This window comes from Marinitenerispora sediminis (assembly GCF_003336425.1).
Taxonomy (GTDB): Bacteria; Actinomycetota; Actinomycetes; order Streptosporangiales; family Streptosporangiaceae; genus Marinitenerispora; species Marinitenerispora sediminis.
Genome location: NZ_QEIO01000025.1, coordinates 18428 through 39264, shown reverse-complemented (window position 1 = coordinate 39264; position 20837 = coordinate 18428). Strand labels below are relative to the sequence as shown.

At 74.8% G+C, this 20837-nt stretch carries 18 protein-coding genes and 1 riboswitch; of the genes, 10 read left to right on the top strand and 8 right to left on the bottom strand.

The features are described from left to right. Positions 1–50: 50 nt before the first annotated feature. Together DEF28_RS07260 and DEF28_RS07255 are read right to left on the bottom strand one after the other, a co-directional pair. Positions 51–815 carry a DUF3027 domain-containing protein gene (locus tag DEF28_RS07260; RefSeq protein WP_114396935.1) on the bottom strand — a complete coding sequence of 255 codons (765 nt, stop codon included), beginning with the start codon at positions 813–815 and terminating at the stop codon, positions 51–53. 206 nt (positions 816–1021) lie between these two features. Continuing rightward, the gene (locus tag DEF28_RS07255) at positions 1022–1405 is read right to left on the bottom strand and encodes a cold-shock protein (protein ID WP_114396934.1); all 384 of its coding nucleotides are present in this window, start codon (positions 1403–1405) and stop codon (positions 1022–1024) included. A gap of 849 nt (positions 1406–2254) precedes the next feature. Here DEF28_RS07255 and DEF28_RS07250 point away from each other — a divergent pair. The 6 genes from DEF28_RS07250 (at position 2255) to DEF28_RS07225 (ending at position 10175) form a co-directional block, all read left to right on the top strand. Beyond that, positions 2255–2578 carry a hypothetical protein gene (locus tag DEF28_RS07250; RefSeq protein ID WP_114396933.1) on the top strand — a complete coding sequence of 108 codons (324 nt, stop codon included), beginning with the start codon at positions 2255–2257 and terminating at the stop codon, positions 2576–2578. Between the two features lie 79 nt (positions 2579–2657). Next, positions 2658–5153: a helicase-associated domain-containing protein gene (locus tag DEF28_RS07245; protein ID WP_114396932.1), complete on the top strand. Its 2496-nt coding sequence runs from the start codon at positions 2658–2660 to the stop codon at positions 5151–5153. A gap of 693 nt (positions 5154–5846) precedes the next feature. Next, positions 5847–6269, top strand: coding sequence for a CD225/dispanin family protein (locus DEF28_RS07240; RefSeq protein WP_114396931.1), 423 nt, complete (start codon positions 5847–5849; stop codon positions 6267–6269). A gap of 132 nt (positions 6270–6401) precedes the next feature. After that, positions 6402–6782 (top strand): CD225/dispanin family protein, encoded by a 381-nt coding sequence (locus DEF28_RS28350; protein ID WP_114396930.1) that lies wholly within the window; start codon positions 6402–6404, stop codon positions 6780–6782. Positions 6783–7350: 568 nt separating this feature from the next. After that, positions 7351–8343, top strand: a complete 993-nt coding sequence (locus tag DEF28_RS07230; RefSeq protein WP_147281054.1) for a hypothetical protein — start codon at positions 7351–7353, stop codon at positions 8341–8343. Between the two features lie 185 nt (positions 8344–8528). Beyond that, a complete protein-coding gene (locus tag DEF28_RS07225; RefSeq protein ID WP_114396928.1) occupies positions 8529–10175 on the top strand; it encodes a DNA repair helicase XPB in 1647 nt (548 codons plus the stop codon). Between the two features lie 23 nt (positions 10176–10198). Here the strand turns inward: DEF28_RS07225 and DEF28_RS29115 are convergent, their stop codons facing one another. After that, a complete protein-coding gene (locus DEF28_RS29115) occupies positions 10199–10564 on the bottom strand; it encodes a hypothetical protein (RefSeq protein WP_374058080.1) in 366 nt (121 codons plus the stop codon). A gap of 177 nt (positions 10565–10741) precedes the next feature. On the opposite strand from DEF28_RS29115, the gene DEF28_RS07215 reads away from it, so the two are divergent. Together DEF28_RS07215 and DEF28_RS07210 are read left to right on the top strand one after the other, a co-directional pair. Continuing rightward, entirely contained in the window at positions 10742–11740 is a 999-nt protein-coding gene (locus tag DEF28_RS07215) for a R2-like ligand-binding oxidase (protein ID WP_114396927.1), read from the top strand. A gap of 163 nt (positions 11741–11903) precedes the next feature. Continuing rightward, positions 11904–12350 carry an NUDIX hydrolase gene (locus tag DEF28_RS07210; RefSeq protein WP_114396926.1) on the top strand — a complete coding sequence of 149 codons (447 nt, stop codon included), beginning with the start codon at positions 11904–11906 and terminating at the stop codon, positions 12348–12350. Positions 12351–12459: 109 nt separating this feature from the next. Here the strand turns inward: DEF28_RS07210 and groL are convergent, their stop codons facing one another. From groL to thrC, 3 genes are all read right to left on the bottom strand, one after another. After that, complete coding sequence (gene groL, locus DEF28_RS07205; RefSeq protein WP_114396925.1) at positions 12460–14085, bottom strand: chaperonin GroEL; 1626 nt, start codon at positions 14083–14085, stop codon at positions 12460–12462. 302 nt (positions 14086–14387) lie between these two features. Then, positions 14388–14666, bottom strand: a complete 279-nt coding sequence (locus DEF28_RS07200) for a MoaD/ThiS family protein (RefSeq protein WP_114396924.1) — start codon at positions 14664–14666, stop codon at positions 14388–14390. 54 nt (positions 14667–14720) lie between these two features. Continuing rightward, complete coding sequence (thrC, locus tag DEF28_RS07195; protein ID WP_114396923.1) at positions 14721–15986, bottom strand: threonine synthase; 1266 nt, start codon at positions 15984–15986, stop codon at positions 14721–14723. A 12-nt stretch (positions 15987–15998) separates the two neighbouring features. Then, positions 15999–16138: riboswitch (SAM riboswitch) on the bottom strand. Between the two features lie 391 nt (positions 16139–16529). Between thrC and DEF28_RS07190 the strand changes: the two genes are divergently transcribed. Next, on the top strand, positions 16530–17969 hold the full coding sequence (locus tag DEF28_RS07190; RefSeq protein ID WP_114396948.1) for an alpha,alpha-trehalose-phosphate synthase (UDP-forming): 1440 nt from the start codon (positions 16530–16532) through the stop codon (positions 17967–17969). A 59-nt stretch (positions 17970–18028) separates the two neighbouring features. Here DEF28_RS07190 and otsB read toward each other — a convergent pair whose 3' ends face one another. Beyond that, the gene (gene otsB, locus DEF28_RS07185; protein WP_114396922.1) at positions 18029–18853 is read right to left on the bottom strand and encodes a trehalose-phosphatase; all 825 of its coding nucleotides are present in this window, start codon (positions 18851–18853) and stop codon (positions 18029–18031) included. Positions 18854–18938: 85 nt separating this feature from the next. Further along, positions 18939–19253 (bottom strand): DUF3263 domain-containing protein, encoded by a 315-nt coding sequence (locus DEF28_RS07180; protein ID WP_233515143.1) that lies wholly within the window; start codon positions 19251–19253, stop codon positions 18939–18941. Positions 19254–19612: 359 nt separating this feature from the next. Between DEF28_RS07180 and DEF28_RS07175 the strand changes: the two genes are divergently transcribed. Then, positions 19613–20830 carry a S8 family serine peptidase gene (locus DEF28_RS07175; protein WP_158562774.1) on the top strand — a complete coding sequence of 406 codons (1218 nt, stop codon included), beginning with the start codon at positions 19613–19615 and terminating at the stop codon, positions 20828–20830. The last annotated feature ends 7 nt before the right edge of the window (positions 20831–20837 follow it).

Genomic DNA, 20837 nt, shown 5'->3' with positions numbered 1-20837 from the left:
CCGGACGGGCGGACCGTCCGGCCCCACCGGTGCCGGCCCGCCCGGGCGGGCTAGGTGTCGGAGGTGACGAGCTCCAGTTCGGTGGTGTCGTCGAAGACGATGTGGTCGTAGCCCATCTCGTCGACGACCGGGGTGAGCGGCTCGGAGTGCGGCGCGGGAGGCGCCACCTCCGAGTGCGCGCCGCAGCCGTGGTCCATCGAGACCACCTTGCCGTCGTCCGGCGCGTACTCGTTGGCGCACACCCCGAAGAGCTGGCGGAACTCACCCGCCAGGGGCGTCATGAAGCCGCAGGTGGCGCACTTCGCCGGCGCGGCGGCGGCGATGGGACTGGCGGGGCCGGCCGGGCCGTGGTACCAGCGCTCGGCGGCGGCCTCGCGGCCGACCTCGGACAGGACCCGGGCCCGGCCGAGGCCGAGCTCCCAGACCATCTGCCGGTCGGTCCCCTCGTCGGCGACCTCGCCGTCCGCGACCTGCGCGTAGCCGGGCATCAGCCGCTCGTCGTCCTCGGCGCTGGGCAGGATGTCGCCCACGCCGAGGTCGCCGGGGCGCAGCCGCTCCTTCCAGGGCAGCCACTCCGGGGCGAGCAGCGCGTCGGGCCCGGGCAGCATGACGGCCTCGTTCACCGTGACGTACTTGGCGCGCGAGGCGCGCACCACGGTGACGGCGTACTGCCAGCCCGGGTAGGCGGGATCGAGGCACGCGAACAGGTGCGTGACGAGGCGGTCACCCTCGACCTGCGCGGAGAGGTGTTCGCCTACCCACTCCGGACGCCCGATTTCGGCGGCCGAGGCACGGGCCAGGTCGACCGCCTCCATACATGCCTTGTCTGGTGTGGGAGAACGACGGGTACGGCTCACGTTTCCATTTTCGCTGATAACGGGCACTGACTTGACCATGACGGCGATCGATAGCCGACCGTTACGTGGTCCCGCGGAGCAGCCCGACCCGCGGCGGCCCGGCCGGCCGCGCGCCACGTGGTGCGTCCCCCGCCCTCGGCACGCGCCGACCGACCGAAATCCCCCTAGGCTTCGAGATCGTCGGCGACGGCGCGCAGAACCTGCGCGATCTTGGCCGCCTCCCGCCGATCGGGATGCTTGTTCCTACGATATGTGGTCGAGATGCCGTCGAGCAGCTTGATGAGGTCCTCGACGATGATCACCATCTCCTCGGGCTTCTTGCGCAGCGCCTTCGCCACGGACCGCGGCGCCTCCAGGAGCCTGACCTGCAGCGCCTGCGCACCCTTGCGGCCCTCGGCCACGCCGAACTCGACGCGCTGCCCCGGGCGCAGGCCGGGCGTCCCCGCGGGTAGCGCGGAGGAGTGCACGAAGATCTCGCCGCCGTCGTCGCGGGTGAGAAAACCGAAGCCCTTGTCGCTGTCGTACCACTTGACCTTGCCGGTGGGCACGTGTGACCTCATCGCTCTCGCTGTCGGACAGTGGTGTGCGGGCCCGCCGGCACGGCTCGCAGCACTCTCCGTCCGCCGGGGCGCCCCCGGGTCGTGTCGTCCGGACGGCCCCGGGCCCGCGTCCGCCAGGCGGCCCGGTGCACCGGAAGCGTCAGTGGGACACTCCCTGCCCCATCTTCTCAGAAGGGTGATTTCAGGCTAGTGCGCGGCGGCCGCGGGAAGCGATGGATCGTGCGGCGCGATCGCCGGAACGGTGCGGGAGGGGCGGCCATATCCGGTCACGCGGACGGCTCGGGGAGGCGGCGGCAGCCCGGCCCGCGCGATCGCCGGCCCCGCCCAGGCGAGAGGCCCGGACGCGGATCTCCGGGCCTCTCTCGGCGGCACCCCCATCACCGCTGGTTGCGGAGTTGTGGGACGGGACCCGGCGGTCTGGGGATGCCGTCCTTCTTCGATGGCCCCGGACCGTCGCCGGTCCGGCGGGCGCCGAGCGCGGGATGCGCCGTACCCAGCGGCCATCGCGTTCCATATGTGAGTTAAGAGCGGAACGGAACGCATGCACATCATTACCCATGGGAAGGAGGCGACACTCCCGCGAAACCGCAGGTCAAGCACGATATTTCTGAGGGTTTGCCGGTTGATGACCCGCGGCGGGCGGACCGCGTCGGCCACCGCCCGCTCCCGGCCCGCGTGACCGCCGCACCACCACCCCCGCTCCATTACGTGGTGTAGTCACACGCACACTCATCGCAGTGAAAGGATGGTCCCGTACCCGGCGGCGCACGGCGCGTCCCGCGCCTTCGCCGGCCGCCGCGGGACGTCCGTCAGCACGAGTCGAACTCCGGAGCATCCATGCGCGCACGTACCGCCGCACCCCTCGCCTGCGCCGCCGCCCTGGCGGTCCTGCTGTCCACCGCCCCGCCGGCGGGCGCCGCCACCGGGCGGCTGGAGATGTACTCCGCCCCCGGCCTGAACTACCACGTCATCGAGGGCGGCGGCTGCCACAACTTCTCGGAGCGGGCGGTGTCCTACGCCGACTCCACCCCCGTCGCGACCTACCGCTTCTACACCGGCCGCGACTGCACCGGGATGGTCCTCGGCGCCGGGCGGGACGCCACGCAGTGGATCCCGCCGCTGCTGCGCGCCCGCTCGGTCGACCTCCGGTTCGAGGACTGAGCCGCCGCCCCGCGCACGGCCGCGCGACTTGCGGGCCGGGCCTCCTCCGCCGCGCCGCGATGGCATAGCGTGAGGAGCGATGATCGACGACGCGGAGCCGGCGGCCGTCCACGCCGCAGGGCGTCCTCCCACCTACACCTCATGGCTGCGCGGCCGCTCCGACGACGACCTGGCGGCACTGTTCGCCGCGCGCCCGGACCTGATGACCCCGGTCCCGGCGGACATCGCGGCGCTCGCCGCCCGGGCGACGTCGCGCCCGGCGGTGCTGCGCGTGCTCGACCAGCTCGACCGCTTCGCCCTCCAAGTGCTGGAGGGCCTGCTCGCCCTCGGCGACGACCGCCTCGGCTCCGGGGTGCCCGGCGTCGGTCGGGCCCGGCTCGCGGCGGCGCTGCCCGCCCCCGCCCCCCTGCTCGACGCCGCGCTGCACCGGCTGCGCGTCCTCGGGGTGGTGTGGGAGGACGGCGAGCGGCTGCGCCCGGTGGCCGTGCTGCGCGACATCCTCCCCCAGCCGGCCGGCCTCGGTCCGCCGCTGCGCGCGCTGGTCGCGGGTCGGCCGGCCGAGTGGCTGAACCGGCTGGCCGCCGGCCTCGGCCTGCCCACCGGTTACGACGGCGGTGCCCCGGCGGACCGCGTCGCGGCGGAGCTCTCCCGTCCGGACCGCCTCGGCCGCCTGCTCGCGGAGGCCGGCGATGACGCCCGCCAGGTGCTCGACCGGCTGGTGTGGGGGCCGCCCCGCGGCACCGTCTCCCAGGCGGGCCGCGACGTGGACGCCGCCTCGGCGGCGTCCCCGATCGACCGGCTGCTCGCCCGCGGGCTGCTGGTCGCCACCGACGACCACACGGTGACGCTGCCCCGCGAGGTCGGCCTGCACCTGCGCGGCGGGCGGCTGTTCCGGCGGATCGACGCGAAGCCGCCCTCGCCGACCGGGCCGCGGCACCCGCCCGAGCGGGTGACCCAGGCCGCGGCCGGGCAGGCGTTCACGGTGATCCGGGCGGTCGCCGAACTGCTGGAGCTGTGGGCCGACGACCCGCCGGGCGTGCTGCGCAACGGCGGTCTGGGCGTCCGCGACCTGCGGCGCTCGGCGCGGGTCCTGGACGGCGACGAGGCGGGCACCGCCGTCCTCGTGGAGGCCGCGCACGCCGCCGGGCTGATCGCCGCGAGCGCCGAGGTCGACGGGGAGTGGCTGCCCACGCCGGCGTTCGACCTGTGGCTCGCCGCGGAGCCGGCGTGGCGCTGGCTCCGGCTCGCCGAGGCATGGCTGGCCTCCACCCGGGTGGCCCGGCTCGGCGGGACCAAGGACGCGCGGGGACGGCCGCGCAACGTCCTGGGCGAGGGCCTGGACCGGCGCTCCGCCCCCGAGGTGCGGCTGGACGTCCTGCGTACGCTCGCCGCCGCGCCCGAGGGAACGGCACCGACCACCGAATCCGTCGCCGAGCGGCTCGCCTGGGCCCGGCCCCGCCGGCAGGGCCCGGCCTTCACCGACCTCGTCCAGGCGGCGCTGGCGGAGGCCGCGCTCCTCGGGCTGACCGGTCTCGGCGCGCTCGCCCCGCACGCCCGCGCGCTGGTCGCGGAGGTCGACGGGCGCACCCGCGGCCCGTCCGGGAACGGCGGGCCGGCCGGCCACGCGGCGGAGCCGTCCGGCTCGGCGGCCGTCGCGGCCCTCGCCCCGGAGCTGCCCCAGCCCGTGGACCGCGTGCTGATCCAGGGCGACCTCACCGCGGTGGCGCCCGGGCCCCTCGTTCCGGAGCTGGCGCGGGAGCTGGCGCTGGCCGCCGACGTCGAGTCCACCGGCGGCGCCACCGTGTACCGGTTCACCGATTCCTCCATCCGCCGGGCGCTCGACGCCGGCCGCGGCGGCGCCGAACTCCTCGACCTGCTGGACCGGTGCTCCAGCACGCCGCTCCCGCAGCCGCTGCGCTACCTCGTCGCCGACGTCGCGCGCCGGCACGGACGGCTGCGGGTCGGCACCGCCTCCAGCTACCTGCGCTGCGACGAACCCGCCGTGCTCGACGAACTGGTCAACGACCGGCGGGCCGCCGACCTCATGCTGGTGCGGCTCGCCCCCACCGTGGTGGCCAGCCGCGCCACCCGGCCGGTCCTGCTGGAGCGGCTGACCGACCTCGGCTACCACCCGGTCGCCGAGGCGGTCGACGGCTCCCTCCAGCTGAACCGGCCGGAGTCCCGCCGCTCCGCACGGCAACCGGTGGGCGGCGAACTCGCCGAGCCCGCGGCGCCGGGCCCCGAACTGCGCGCGGCGGCGGTCCGAGCGGTCCGCGCCGGCGACGAGGCGGCCACGTCGGCCCGCCGCCCGGTCACCGCTCCGAGCGCGGACCCGCCGCGCTCCCCCACGGCGGCGACCCTGGCGGCGCTCGGCGCGGCCGTGTCGGAGGGCCGACGGGTGTGGATCGGCTACCTCGACGCCGAGGGCCGCGCGAGCAGCCGCATCGTGGAGCCGGCCCGGGTGGACGGCGGCTACCTGACCGCCTACGACGCCACCCAGGCGGCGGTGCGGCGGTTCGCCGTCCACCGCATCACGGGCGTGGCCGAGATCGGCACCGCGGAGCCGGCCTCCTGACATCCGCGCGGAACCGTTCCGCGCGCCGGCCCGGCACGGCCGAGGCGGGCGCCGCCCCGGCACGCCGGGGACCGCCCGCCCTTGCCGCGCTCCCGGAACGCGACGCATGTCCGGCCGGCGAGGTCCGCGTGGCCGCGGCGCGGGCATGTCCGGGACGCGATCGCGAACGCCGGTGGCCGCGCCTGGCACCCGGCTCGGCTGTCCCGAGCCGCGCCCGCCCGGTTGGGACGGGTCGTGGCCGATGGAGGGCCCCGTCCTCCGCCTCCCCGCCCGCACACCGCACCGGACGGTCATGCGCACCCGGTCGGCACCGAGAACCCGCGGGGCGAAACCGCCCGCCCTTCTGGCGGCCTCCCGTGGCGAGCACCCGCCTGGTCCGCCCGGCACGGCGCGACGCGACCGGCGGCGGGGAGCCGCACCGGCAACGCACGCCCGCACCAGCACGGCCCGGCACCGCACCCCGCTGCGGGTGCCAGCCCGCCATCCGCCCGTACCCCACGACCGCGGCGCCAGGCGGCGCTTCCCCGCTGGTCGGACGGGCGCAGCCCCACCAGCCCGCACCTGACCGGCGGCCGGACACCGGCCGCACCGCGGCACCGGCCTCCCGGGCCGGAACGCCTAGGCAGTTCCGCGCATCTGGTGAGATGGTTCCAGTCGGTCAACGGATCTCGCGGAGAGGGGCAGCGAACGCCCATGAGCAACCCGTCGCTACCGCCTGGAGCGTCCGCCCCCCGGGATGACCAGCCCGGCCGGGGGCGGGGACGCCGTTCGTCCGCGCCCGGCCGCGGAGAGGACCCGGAGCGCGGGCGGGACGCCGGCCCGGCGCGCGGGTCCGGGGGCGCCAGCAGCTCCACGATGGCCCTCATCCTGCACGCCCTTACCTTCCTGTGCTGCGCGAACTGGCTCTTCGGCGTCATCGGGATCTCGTTCGCGGTCCGCGCCGCGCACCGGCGCGACCGCGGCGACTACGAGCAGGCGGAGACCTTCACCCGCTACTCCTGGTACTGCCTGGGCGCCGCGGGGGTGATGTTCGCCGTCATGGCGATCCTGTTCGGCGTGCTGCTCACGCAGGCCGGTTCGTGGGTCGACTCCATCGCCCCCGTGACGAACTACTGACCCCGCGGCCCGCTCCGCGACGCGCACCCCGACACCGCACCGCCATCCGGCATCCCCCACCACGTGGACAGACCCGCCTCCCGCACCCGCGCGTGCCCTCCGGAGGCGGCGACCGCCCCGGACAGGAGACCCATGAGCAACCACTGGCCCGGCCCGCCCGACTACTGGGATTCCCGATCCGGGCAGCCGGGCGGCCACCCTGGCTACGGCTACGAGTGGCAGCAGCCCGGCCCGCCCGCCTACGGGCCGCCGCCCGGCCCGCCCCAGTACGGGCCGCCGCCGGCCCGGGGCAGCGCCGTCGCGGCCCTGATCGTGGCGATCCTGACGACGATCGCCTGCTGCACCACGAACATCCTGGGCATCGTCTTCGCCGCGATGGCGATGGGCGACCGCGAGCCGGAGCGCACCGAGCAGCTGGCCCGCTGGGCGTGGATCTCCAACATCATCCACATCGGGCTGCTCGTGCTGGCGATCGGCGGGTTCATCGTGTGGGGCATCACCACGGACTCGTGACCGCCCCCGCTCCGCGCTCCGCCGCGCGCTGACGGGGCCCGGTCCGCGCCGCTCCGGCTGCGCGGCGCCGCGGACGCGTTCCGCCTGCTGACCGGGCGCCGCGGCGTCCCCGCACGTGGGTGGTCCGGCCTCGGGCGGCCGCGAGCGGCTCGTCCGTGCCGCCCGGCCGCCCGCGGCCGTTGAGCGCACTTCCGCGGACGGCGGATCACTCATTCGGGAACGGCGGGCGGCCCGGGAGCAGGTTCGTGCGGACGCCGCCCCCGTGGACCGTTGACCAGCGCATCCGCGTTCGGTGCCCTCCGGCGCCGGGGACGCCGGCAAGCTCCGCACCAGCGCGGCGCGCCCGTGTCCGCTGTGCCGCCTCCGCCTTCCGGACGCGGCACCGCTCCGTCCGGGCCGCGGGCGGGTGGCCCGCGGCATCGCGGCCGGGTCCGCTCGCACCGGAGGTGGTGCACGCACCAGCACGCGACGGGGCGGCACCCGTGCGCGGGTCCGCTCCTTGGCGCCCCTGACCTGCGGCCCTACCCCCGCAAGACTCTCCGTGCCCCCCGTGAACGGAGAGATGCCCGTGACTTCCCTGCTGTCCCGGTCGCGCGACCCGCGCGTCGAGAGCCGTCCCGCCGCGCCGCGCGGCCGGCACCTGCCCCTGCTGGCCTACGCCGCCCTCGCCGGCGTGCTGGCGCTGGTGTGCTGCGCGGGGCTGCTGCTCGACGACCGCACGGTGCTGGGCGAGCCCACCTGGCTGAAGCCGCTGAAGTTCACCCTGTCGTTCGGCGTGTACGCGCTGACGCTGGCCTGGATGTACCGCATGCTGCCCAGATGGCGGCGCACGGTGTGGTGGCTCGGCACCGGGCTGACCGCCGCCCTCGTCGTGGAGACGGTCGCGATCGTGTTCCAGGCGGCACGCGGCCGGGCCAGCCACTTCAACGTCGGCACGCCCCTGGACGCCCGCGTGCTGGACTTCATGGCCGGCGCCGCCATCGCGCTGGTGCTGCTCACGCTGCTCGTCGGCGTGTTCCTGCTCCTCCAGCGGCTGGTGGACCGGCCCATGGCGTGGGCGCTGCGCTGCGGCATCGCGCTGGCGGTCGTCGGCATGGCCGTCACCGCCCTGATGACCGATCCCACCCCGGACCAGCTCGCGGCCATGGAGCGCGGCGCCGAGCCGGCGCTGGTCGGCTCGCACGACGTGGGGCCGACTGGCGACCACATGCCGCTGACCGGCTGGAACGCCTCCGGCGGCGACCTGCGGATCGGGCACTTCGCCGGGCTGCACGCGATGCAGTCGCTGCCCCTCGTGGCCGTGGCACTGGCCGCGCTCGCGCCGCGGTGGCGCCCGCTGCGCGCCGAGGGCACCCGCACCGGCCTGGTCGTGGTGGCGGCGCTGGCCCACCTGGGTCTGGTCGGGCTCGTCACCTGGCAGGCGCTGCGCGGCCAGGCGCTCCTCCAGCCGGACGCGGCGACGCTGCTGGCCGCGGCGGGGCTGGGCCTCGCGACCCTGCTGGCCGGCGCCGGTGTGCTGTGGGCAGGCCGTCTCCGGGAGCGGCGCGGCGCGGCGAGCTGAGGACGGCACGGCCGCGAATTGGCCTCCCGCGTCCCGCTGGGGTAGTTCTAGATACCGGGCCCGGCGCGCCTGTGACCCGTTCCCGGTGGTCCCGGAGCAGCTCCTCCGGGCGTGCGCGCCGCGGTCGGCCCCGCGCGCGGGCCGCCGTCCACCGCAGGCGCGCGGGAAACTCGGAGGAGGCCCGGATGTCCTGCCTGATCGTGCAGTCCGACAAGACGCTGCTGCTGGAGGTCGACCACGAGCTGGCCGACGACTGCCGGCGCGCCATCGCGCCGTTCGCCGAGCTGGAGCGCGCGCCGGAGCACGTGCACACCTACCGGGTCACCCCGCTGGCGCTCTGGAACGCCCGGGCCGCCGGGCACGACGCCGAGCAGGTCGTGGACGCGCTGCTGGCCTACTCGCGCTACCCCGTCCCGCACGCGCTGCTGGTGGACGTCGCCGAGACCATGGGCCGGTTCGGCCGGCTGCGGCTGCTCTCGCACCCCGCGCACGGGCTGGTGCTCCAGGCGCTCGACCAGGCGGTCCTGGAGGAGGTGGTCCGCTCGCGGAAGGTCCGGCCGATGCTCGGCGAGCGGGTCGAGCCCGACACCGTGGCGGTGCACCCGAGCGAACGCGGGAACCTCAAGCAGGCCCTGCTGAAGCTGGGCTGGCCGGCCGAGGACCTGGCCGGGTACGTGGACGGCGAGGCGCATCCGATCGACCTCGTCGAGTCCGACTGGAAGCTGCGCGACTACCAGCGGGAGGCCGCGGACGGCTTCCACGCCGGCGGCTCGGGTGTGGTGGTGCTCCCCTGCGGCGCGGGCAAGACGATCGTCGGCGCGGCGGCCATGGCGCGGACCCGGGCGACCACGCTGATCCTGGTCACCAACACCGTCTCCGTCCACCAGTGGCGGTCGGAGCTGCTGCGCCGCACCTCGCTCACCGAGGACGAGATCGGCGAGTACTCCGGCACGCGCAAGGAGATCCGGCCGGTGACCATCGCCACCTACCAGGTCATGGCCGCCCGCCGGAAGGGCGCCTACGCGCACCTGGAGCTGTTCGACGCCCGCGACTGGGGCCTCATCATCTACGACGAGGTGCACCTGCTGCCGGCGCCGATCTTCCGCATGACGGCCGATCTCCAGGCCCGGCGGCGCCTCGGGCTCACCGCGACCCTGGTGCGTGAGGACGGCCGCGAGGGCGACGTGTTCTCGCTCATCGGCCCGAAGCGCTACGACGCGCCCTGGAAGGAGATGGAGAACCAGGGCTGGATCGCGCCGGCCGACTGCGTGGAGGTCCGGGTGACCCTCACCGACGCCGAGCGCCTGGCCTACGCCACCGCCGAGCCGGAGGACCGGTACCGCTTCTGCTCCTCGACCCCCGCCAAGACGGCCGTGGTGCGCGAACTGGTCCGGCGGCACGACGGCGAGCAGATCCTGGTGATCGGCTCCTACATCGACCAGTTGGACGAGCTCGGCGCCGCGTTGGACGCGCCGGTACTCAAGGGCGAGACCCGCGTGAAGGAGCGGGAGCGGCTGTTCGACGCGTTCCGCTCCGGGGAGCTGCGCACCCTGGTGGTCTCGAAGGTCGCGAACTTCTCGATCGACCTGCCCGAGGCGGGTGTCGCGGTGCAGGTCTCGGGCTCGTTCGGCTCCCGCCAGGAGGAGGCGCAGCGGCTAGGCCGGGTGCTGCGCCCTAAGTCCGACGGCCGCTCGGCCCGGTTCTACGCCGTCGTGGCCCGCGACACGCTGGACCAGGAGTACGCGGCACACCGGCAGCGCTTCCTCGCCGAGCAGGGGTACGGGTACCGGATCGTCGACGCCGGCGACGTCCTGGCCGGTGACGAGCTGTAGGGTCGCCGACGCCGGGCGGCGCCTCAGACCGAGGGCAGTCCGCCGAGGACGAAGGTGAATCCGGCGATCGCCCACGCCGCCAGCGAGTAGCCGAGCGTCTGCGCCCGCAGTGTCGGGCGCTCCCGCAGACCGGGCGTGACGAACGCGGCCACCATGAGGATGAACGCGAGCATGGCGGGGATCAGCGACGCGATGGCGAACAGCGCCATCTGGTCGACGCACGCCGGGTAGCCCGAGGCGAGCTGGTCGCCACAGAACACGTTGTCTCCCGAATCTCCGAACACGAACCACGAGTACGAGACCGCCGACACCGCACCGAGCGCCAGCGGCACGGCGGGGACCGCGGACGGAGGTCGCCGGCGCCCCGGCCTGCCTCGCGTGGATGACACCTCACGACGGTACCGGTTCCGGCGCCGCCGCGCGCATAACGCGCGCCGGGCCGGGCGCGACCCGCGCCGATCGGCCCGCGGCGGCACGCCGCCGCGCGGTTCGGCGGGCCCCGCGCCGTTTACGCGGGGGGCTTTCCCGTCAATCATGGGGGCGAGACCACACGGAAGGTGCGCCCCATGGCTGTTCCGTCCCCGTCCGGTTCCGAGACCGCCGCGGCACGCGCGAGCTTCCACTCGCTGCGGGCCGGCGGACTCGACTGGGAGTCGCTTCCGCTCCGGCTGTTCGCGAAGGGCAACGCCCGCTTCTGGAACCCCGCCGACATCGACATGAGCCGCGACGCCGAGGACTGGCGGGCCCTGCCGGAGGCGGCGCGGGACCAGGTGGCGCGGCTGTGCGCCCAGTTCGCGGCCGGGGAGGAGGCCGTCACCCAGGACATCCAGCCGTTCCTGCGCGCCATGGGCGCCGAGGGGCGCATCGGCGACGAGATGTACCTCACCCAGTTCGCGTTCGAGGAGGCCAGGCACGTCCAGGCGTTCCGGATGTGGCTGGACGCCGTCGGTGTCACCACCGACCTGCACGAGCACGTGCGGTCCAACCCGGGTTACCGCGTGCTGTTCTACGAGGAGCTGCCCGCCGCGTTGCGGGCGCTCGACGACGACCCGAGCCTCCGCAACCAGGTGCGCGCCTCGGTGACCTACCACCATGTGATCGAGGGCTCCCTGGCCCTCACCGGGTACTACGCGTGGAACCACCTGTGCACGGTACGCGGCGTCTTCCCGGGCATGCGGGAGATCATCCGGCGTATCGGCGACGACGAGCGGCGGCACATGGCGTGGGGGACGTTCACCTGCCGCCGGCACGTGGCCGCCGACGACGGCAACTGGGCGGTGGTCGAGGAGCGGCTGCACGAGCTGCTGCCGCACGTCCTCGCCACCGTGGAGCGCACCGAGGACGGACCCGGGGACGGCGGCTACCAGCTGCCGCACGGCGCGCTGCCGCGCTACGCGAGCGACCGGGCCCTGCGGCGGCTGGGCGCGATCGAGACGGCGCGCGGGGTCCCGCTGGAGCGGATCGACGTGGACGCCGCCCCCGAGCTGCTGGAGGAGCGGTTCGGGGCGGAGGACGCGGCATCGCTCGGCGCCGCGGCCCCGGACGCCCACAACGGGCACGGGTAGCCGGCCGGCGGCACCCGCGCCGCGCGCGGGACGGCGTCCAGGGCGAGGCGCGGCGGCCGCCACGCCGACCGCGGTTCCCGCCCGTCCGCGCGTCGGCGCGGTGCACCGGCCCGCGGCGCCGGTCGGGCGCGGAAGCGGGCCGCGCGCGGCCTACAGTGGACGCATGCCGGCACACCGCTCCCCCGAGCCCTCCGCCCCTCCCCCGGCGGCACCGGGGGTCATCGACGCCGTCGCCTGGGTGCACGTCCGCGACGGGCGGCTCCTCAATGTGCGCTCGGCGGGCAAGGACGCGCTCTACCTGCCCGGCGGCAAGCGGGAGCCGGGCGAGAGCGACGTCGAGGCGCTGGTCCGCGAGGTGCGGGAGGAGCTGTCGGTCCGGCTGCGCGCGGAGACGGCCCGGCCGTTCGCGGTGGTCGACGAGGACGCGCACGGCTACCCCGCGGGCACCCGCGTCCGCCTGCTCTGCTACACCGCCGAGCATGAGGGCGAGCCGGTGCCGAGCCGGGAGATCCGGGAGCTGGCCTGGGTGGACGAGCGCGACGCCGCGCGGTGCGCCCCCGCCGGCCGCCGGGTCCTGGAGGCGCTGCGCGAGCGCGGCCTGCTCGGCTGACCCCGGCGGCGGGCCGGGGCGCTCCGGCGCGGGCCGGCCGGGCGCCCGGAAGCGGAAAGGGCGGCCCCCGCAGGGGCCGCCCTCAGAGCGGTGTACCGCGACGGACCGGTTAGAAGTCCATGCCGCCCATGTCGCCACCCGGAGCGGCCGGCGCGGCCTTCTCCGGCTTCTCGGCGATGACGGCCTCGGTCGTCAGGAAGAGGCCGGCGATGGAGGCCGCGTTCTGCAGCGCGGAGCGGGTGACCTTGGTCGGGTCGATGACGCCGTCCTTGAACAGGTCGGTGTACTCGCCCGTGGCGGCGTTCAGGCCGACGCCCGCCTCCAGGTTCTTCACCTTCTCCGCGACGACGCCGCCCTCGAGGCCGGCGTTGATCGCGATCTGCTTCAGCGGCTCCTCGACGGCGCGGCGGACGATGTCGGCACCGATGGCCTCGTCGCCCTCCAGCTCCAGCTTCTCGAAGGCCGGAACGCTGGCCTGGAGCAGCGCCACACCACCACCGGGCAGGATGCCCTCCTCGACGGCGGCCTTGGCGTTGCGGACCGCGTCCTCGATGCGGTGCTTGCGCTCCTTGAGCTCGACCTCGGTCGCGGCGCCGGCCTTGATGACCGCCACACCGCCGGCCAGGCGGGCCAGGCGCTCCTGCAGCTTCTCGCGGTCGTAGTCGGAGTCGGTGCGCTCGATCTCGGCACGGATCTCGTTGACCCGGCCGGCGATCGCGGTGGCGTCACCGGCGCCGTCCACGATGGTGGTCTCGTCCTTGGTGACGACCACCTTGCGGGCGCGGCCGAGCAGGTCCAGCTCGGTGCTCTCCAGCTTGAGGCCGACCTCCTCGGTGATGACCTGGCCGCCGGTCAGCACGGCGATGTCGCCGAGCTGGGCCTTGCGGCGGTCGCCGAAGCCCGGGGCCTTGACGGCGACGGACTTGAAGGTGCCGCGGATCTTGTTGACCACGAGGGTCTGCAGGGCGCCGCCCTCGACGTCCTCGGCGATCACGACGAGCGGACGGCCGGCCTGCAGGACCTTCTCGACAACGGGCAGGAACTCGTTGTTGTTGGAGATCTTCTGGTTGGCGATCAGGATGTAGGGGTCCTCGAGGACCGTCTCCATGCGCTCCAGGTCGGTGGCGAAGTAGGGCGAGATGTAGCCCTTGTCGAAGCGCATACCCTCGGCGAGCTCCAGCTCGAGCCCGAAGGTCTGCCCCTCCTCGACGGTGATGACGCCTTCCTTGCCGACCTTGTCCATGGCCTCGGCGATGATCTCGCCGATCTGGGTGTCGCCGGCGGAGATGGACGCCGTGGAGGCGATCTGCTCCTTGGTCTCGATGTCCTTGGAGAGGTTCGCGAGCTCCTCGCTGATGCGGGCGACCGCGGCCTCGATGCCCTTCTTCAGCCCGACCGGGTTGGCGCCGGCGGCGACGTTGCGCAGCCCCTCGCGCACCAGCGCCTGGGCCAGGACGGTGGCGGTCGTCGTGCCGTCACCCGCGACGTCGTCGGTCTTCTTCGCGACCTCCTTGACGAGCTCGGCCCCGATCTTCTCCCACGGGTCCTCGAGCTCGATCTCCTTGGCGATCGAGACACCGTCGTTGGTGATGGTGGGCGCGCCCCACTTCTTCTCAAGGACGACGTTGCGGCCCTTCGGGCCGAGCGTCACCTTGACAGCGTCCGCGAGCTGGTTCATGCCGCGTTCGAGGCCGCGCCGGGCTTCCTCGTCGAACGCGATCAGTTTGGCTGCCATAGACTTCTGTCCTCCCGAGACCGGGCTGATACGCGAAGGTACGAGCCGACGCCCGCGACGGACGACCATGGCTCTCCGCGCAACCCGTCTGCCGGAAGGCCGTGGCCTCATCGCCTCGAACCTGATTAGCACTCACCATCGAGGAGTGCTAACGGTCCCTTTTTTAGCACTCTCCACAGGCGAGTGCAAACGCCATGGCCGGATTTCGCCACTGGGTTACCCGCAGGTCAGCCACGGGAAAACCATCGGCCCGCGTCCGTCCGGTGACGGGCGCGGGCCGAGGCGCTGCGGTGGCGCGGCGGTCAGCAGCCGCCGGCCACCGCCGGAATGATCGAGACCTGGCTGCCGCTGGGGGTGGCGGTCTCCAGGCCCTGCGCGAACCGGACGTCCTCGTCGCCGACGTAGACGTTGACGAAGCGGCGGATCCGGCCGCTGTCGTCGAGGATCCGGGCCCGGATGCCGGGGTGGTTGGCCTCGAGGTCGGCGAGCACCTCGCTCAGGGTGCCGCCCTCGGCGGAGACCTCCGCCGCGTCCGAGGTGTAGCCGCGCAGGATGGTCGGGACGCGCACGCTGACGCTCATGGCTGTGGAACTCCTTGCGGTGGTGGGAGGAACGGGGCGTGGGAGGACGGCGGCTCAGGCGAGCCCGGCGTCGTGGAACGCGGCCAGCGACGGGCGGATCGTGGCGGTGACCCCGGCGCTCGCGACGTTGAGGGTCTTGAGGCCGTCGCCGGTGTTGAGCACCACGGTCTCGGCCGCGGGGTCGAGCACGCCGTCGGCGAGCAGTTTGCGCAGCACCCCGGTGGTGACCCCGCCGGCCGTCTCGGCGAAGACGCCCTCCGTGCGCGCCAGCAGCGCCACGGCCTCGACCACCTCGGCGTCGTCGACGTGCGCCACGGCGCCGCCGGTCCGCCGGCAGATGTCCAGGACGTAGGGGCCGTCCGCCGGGTTGCCGATCGCCAGCGACTTGACGATGGTGTCGGGCTTGACCGGCTGGATGACGTCGTGCCCCTGCTCCCAGGCGCGGGCGACCGGCGAGCAGCCGGTGGCCTGCGCGCCGAAGATCCGGTACGGGCGGTCCTCGACCAGCCCGAGCTGCACCAGCTCCCGGAAGCCCTTGTCGATCTTGGTCAGCTGCGAACCCGACGCGATCGGGATGACGATCTGCTCGGGCAGCCGCCAGCCGAGCTGCTCGGCGATCTCGAAGGCGAGGGTCTTGGAGCCCTCGCCGTAGTAGGGGCGCAGGTTGACGTTGACGAAGCCCCAGCCCTCGCCGGCGGGGTCGCCGATGAGCTCCGAGCAGAACCGGTTGACGTCGTCGTAGTTGCCGTCGATCGCCACCACCTTGCCGCCGTAGACGGCGGCCATGCGGACCTTGGCCTCCTCCAGGCCGGCGGGGATGAACACGCACGACTCGAACCCGGCGCGCGCGGCGGCCGCGCCGACCGCGCCGGCCAGGTTGCCGGTGGAGGAGCAGGAGAGCGTGCGGAACCCGAAGACGCGGGCCGCCTCGACGGCCATGGCGACCACCCGGTCCTTGAAGGAGTGGGTGGGGTTGCCGGAGTCGTCCTTGACGTGCAGCGACCGCATCCCCAGCTCGGCGGCCAGCCGGTCGGCACGGACCAGGGGGGTCAGGCCGGGGTTCATGTTCGGCAGGTCGCTGACGTTCTCCGGGACCGGCAGGAGGGCGGCGTAGCGCCAGATGTTCTTGGGGCCGCTCTCGATGGCTGCGCGGTCGACGGCGCCGAACTCGTAGGCGACCTCAAGGGGGCCGAAGCAGAACTCGCAGGCGAAGCGCGGGCCCAGTTCGTAGCGCTCACCGCACTCGCGACAGGAGAGCGCGACGGCGGGGCCGAAGGAGCGGGACGTGGGCGTGCTGGTTTCCGTGGCGGTTACCGCCATGCGGGGCGTCTCCCCTCATCTTTCCTGGAGCCGATCTGACCCCAGGCCGGAGTTGGCACCTGTCCCGGCCGCCTCGCACCAGACGCGAAACGTTCACCGGGATGGTTGCCGGGGCTTCGCCGGGCCGGTCCCTCCACCCCTCTGGATGAGCAATATGAAGTTGTGGGCGGATCCCGGAGGATCCGTGCGCCACTGTAACCGACGCGGTGTCCGGTCGGCCATCCGGGGTGAGCGATATCGCGCCCCGCCGACGTGCTGTCCTTCCCCCGCCGGGCACGGCCGCGCCGGCCGGGGGCGGAGCCGGCCGGCGCGCCCGTCCTCGCTCCCCCGCGCTCCCGCCCCGCGCCCGGGCGCCCGGGCGGTTGCGCCCGGCAACTCCGCCCGGCGGCTGCCGGAGTTTGCGCGCCGCGCAGGAGGTCAGTAACCCTGCATGCGGGCGGCGTGACACAGTGCGTCCGCACCCGGTGACCCGCCTGTGATCGGCCGGTGGGCCATGTAGTTAAGTAGGGGTTCCTGCTATCCGGTGGAGAGGTGGACGATCAGGTGGACAAGGCTCAGATCCTCGTCGCTTCCAACAGGGGCCCGGTGTCCTTCTCCGTCGACGACGACGGCTCCCTCGGCTTCCGGCGCGGCGGCGGCGGGCTGGTGTCCGGCCTGAGCGCCGTCGCCGCGGAGACCGACACCCTCTGGGTGTGCGCGGCGCTGTCCGACGCCGACCGCAAGGCGGCGTCCTCCGCCCCCGGCGGCCGGCTCGACAAGGCCGGCTTCGACCTCGGCGGCGCGCTGGTGCGCATGCTCGACATCCCGCCCCGGACCTTCGCCAACGCCTACACGTCGGTGGCCAACTCCACGCTGTGGTTCGTCCACCACATGCTCTACGACACGCCGAACAAGCCGCACTTCGACGCCGACTTCCGCGGCCGGTGGGACGACTACCGCGAGTACAACGCCGCGTTCGCCGAGGCGCTGGTCACCGGGGCCGCCGAGAACGCCCGGGTCGCCGTGCAGGACTACCACCTCGCGCTCCTCCCCCGCATGATCCGCGGCCGGCGTCCCGACCTGCGCATCACGCACTTCTCCCACACGCCGTGGGCGCCGCCGGAGTACTTCCGGATGCTGCCGGCCGGCATCGCGCGCGAACTGCTGGAGGGCATGCTCGGCGCGGACCACGTCGGGTTCCTCAGCCAGCGCTGGGCCGACGCCTTCCTGCGCTGCTGCGAGACGTTCCTGCGCGCCGAGGTGAACTGGGGGACGCGCACGGTCGACTTCGGCGGCCGGCTGGTCCGCGTCGGGGTCCACGCCCTCGGTGCCGACGGCGAGGGCCTGCGCGCCCGGGCCGCCGCGGACGACGTCGCGGCGCGCCGTGCGGCGCTGCGGGAACTAGTCGGCGACCGGAAGCTGATCCTGCGCGTCGACCGCACCGAACTCTCCAAGAACATCGTGCGCGGGCTGGCGGCCTACCGGGAGCTGCTGGTGCGCCACCCCGAGTGGCGCGGCCGGGTGACCCACCTGGCCTTCGCCTACCCGAGCCGCGGCGACGTCCCGGAGTACCGCGAGTACACCGAGTCGGTGCAGCGGACCGCCAAGGAGATCAACGAGGAGTTCGGCACGGCGGACTGGACCCCGCTGATCCTGGAGGTCAATGACGACTACCCGCGGTCGCTGGCCTCCTACCAGCTCGCCGACGTGCTGCTGGTCAACCCGATCCGCGACGGCATGAACCTGGTGGCCAAGGAGGGGCCGACGCTGTCCCAGGAGGGATGCGCCCTCGTGCTGTCCACCGAGGCCGGGGCCGCGGACGACCTGCGCGACGACGCGCTGATGGTCAACCCCTACGACGTCACCGAGACCGCCGAGGCGCTGCACGAGGCACTCCTGCTGCCCGCCGAGGAGCGCCGCGCCCGCTGCGAGCGGCTGGCCGAGCGGGCCGTCGCGCTGCCGCCGCAGCGGTGGTTCGCCGAACAGCTCCGCGCGCTCGGCTGACGGATGCCGGTCCGCGCGGGGCGGTGGCCGCGGTCGGCCGCCGGCCCGCGCGGACCGGATCAGCCGCCCAGCGCGGCGGCGAGTTCGGTGAGCAGGCCCACCACGCCCGCCGGGCCGTCGACGACCAGGTCCGCCCGGTCGGCCAGCTCCGCGACCTCGTCGGACCCGCTGCACACGGTGAGCCCGGCCACACCGGTGTCCCGGAGCTCGCGTACCGCGTCGAACGCGGCGAGGTCCCCGAGGTCGTCCCCCGCGTACAGCAGGGAGGTCGCGCCGCGTTCCGCCACGAGGCCGGTCAGCGCGACGCCCTTGTCCATGCCCGGCGGACGCAGCTCGATGACCATGCGGCCCGGCTCCAGGGCCAGTCCCGCGCGGCCGGCGAGGCCGGCGAGCGGTTCGCGCAGCAGGTCGAGCGCCCCGTCGGGGTCGGCCGTGCGGCGGGTGTGGACGGCGAGCGCGTGCTCCTTGTCCTCGATCCAGGTCCCCTGCGGGGCCGCCAGCCGCTCCAGCAGGCGCGGGAGCTCCGCCCGGGCCGCCGCGACTCCGGGGGGCGGTTCGGGGACGGTCAGCCGGCCGTCGGCCCAGCGCTCCCTGCCGTACTGGCCGAGCACCGTGAGACCGGGCACCGCGCCCCCGTCGAACCCGCCGTACTCGACCGCGACCGCCGCCGGCCGGCCGGTGACGATGGCGATCCCGCCCACCAGCGGCGACAGGCGGGCCAGCACAGCGGCTGCACCGGGGTACGCCCGGGCGTCCCGCGGATCGGGGACGATGGGCGCCAGGGTGCCGTCGAAGTCGAACGCGAGCACCGCACCGGAGGGGTCGGCGAGCAGCCGGTCCAGGGCGGCCGCTCCCTCCGGAGTGCGCGGTCGCGGCAGAGTCATACGGCCTGCCTCTCGTCGCCGGATCGCTCGCCGAGGATCCGGCCGGCTGGGGGTCGGCGCCGGGTGGCCGCCGGGGACGGACTCCCTAGAGCTGGATGCCCAGCATACGGGCGGTGCGCTGGCGGCGGCGGTTGGCACGCAGCCGGCGCAGCCGCTTGACGGTCATCGGGTCGTGCGCCAGCGCGGCGGGGTTCTCAATGAGGCCGTTGAGCAGCTGGTAGTAGCGTGTGGCGGAGAAGCCAAACTCCGCGCGGATGGCCTGCTCCTTGGAGCCTTCGAGCTTCCACCACTGGCGTTCGAAGGCGAGAATGCGCTGCTCGCGTTCGGCGAGCTCGGGAGCGGACCGCCCGGTCTCGGCGGCGGACGTCCCGTCCGCCGGGGAATCGGACGGTTCTCTCATGAATGGCCCGACATCTGACATTGGGCGCCTCCTCGTCCGGATTGGCGCGACTTATGGTAGCGACTCGCGACCTCGCATGAGGAGGCGCGCTCGGGTGATCGACCACCGCGGTCACCGACGCCTGCCCCTCCCCCGGTCGGGCCCGGCCAGGGAGCGGCGCGCGCCGAAGGCACCGCGCGCCTTCCACGTTGCCACGGCCGGAGCCCCGTCCGCGCAGCCGGGCGGTGCTGGCGGCTTCCCCGGGAGCCGGGCCCGCGCGCATGGCAGAATGACGACCGCCCATGGGCCCGGCGGCACCGCGCCGGGCGGCCGGCGGAACGCGGGAGGGAAGCATCGCCATGCACACGAGGACGCCCGGCATGTCCGTCGCGTTGGGAAGCTGTGCGGCGGTCGTCGGGCTCGGCCTCCTCGCCCCGGCCCCCGCACTGGCGGACACCGCCCAGCAGGACCTGCGGGTGGCCCAGTGGAGCCTCGACGCGGTCGGCGCCGCCGAGGCGTGGGAGCGCACCGAGGGCGCCGGAGTCACCGTGGCGGTGCTGGACACCGGTGTCGACGACACCCACCCCGACCTCGCCGACAAGGTGACGGTCGGCACCGACTACACCGGCCAGGACCTCGCACCGGGCGACGAGCACTACGGCCACCGCGGCACCATGCTGGCCGGGATCATCGCCGCCAACGGACACGGCCGCGAGCACTCGGGCGGCGTCATGGGGGTCGCGCCCGCCGCGAACATCCTGTCGGTCCGGGTCGCCCCCGAGGCCGGCGATCCGCAGGCGGGCGACCCGGCCGCCCGCGCCGACGCGCTCGCCCAGGGGGTCCGCTACGCGGTCAACCAGGGCGCCCAGGTCATCGCCCTGCCGGCCGGCGAGGGCGCCGGTGCCAGCGACGCCGAGCAGCAGGCCGTCACCTTCGCCGTCGAGCACGGAGTGGTCGTCGTGGCCCCGGGCGGCGACGGCGGCGGTCCCGGCCCGGAGTACCCGGGCGGCTACGACGGCGTGCTGGCCGTCGGCGCCGTCAGTGAGGGCGGCCAGCTCACGGCCTCCTCCAGCCGCCAGGAGAGCATCGCCCTGACCGCGCCCGGTGCGGCGGTCCCGACCGTCGCGGCCGGCGGCGGCTACACCGAGGCCGACGGCACCGCCGCGGCGGCCGCGTTCGCCGCCGGCGCGGCCGCCCTGGTCCGCGCCGAGTTCCCGCAGCTCCGCCCGGAGCAGGTGACCGAGGCGATCGTGTCGGGGGCCCGGCCGGCCGCCGGCACGCAGGGGCAGCCGGGCCACGGCGCGGGCCTGCTGAACGTGCCCGGCGCCCTCGCCGCGGCCGAGGACGCCGCCCAGGACGTGCCGCCGTTCGACCCCGCCCTCGCCGAGGAGGCCGACGGCGGTCTGCCGGTGCCGGCCTGGACGCTGTGGGCGGGCGGCGGCGTGCTGGTGCTGGGCCTGCTGGTCGCCGGCGTGCTGGCGGTGCGCCGCAGCATGGCCAACCCCTACGGCCTTCCGCCGCGCGAGGAGGCGCCGGCTCCGGAGCCCGAGGCGCCGAGCCGCCGCGGCGCGCACCGCGCCGCGCGCTCCCGTAAGTGAGGCACCC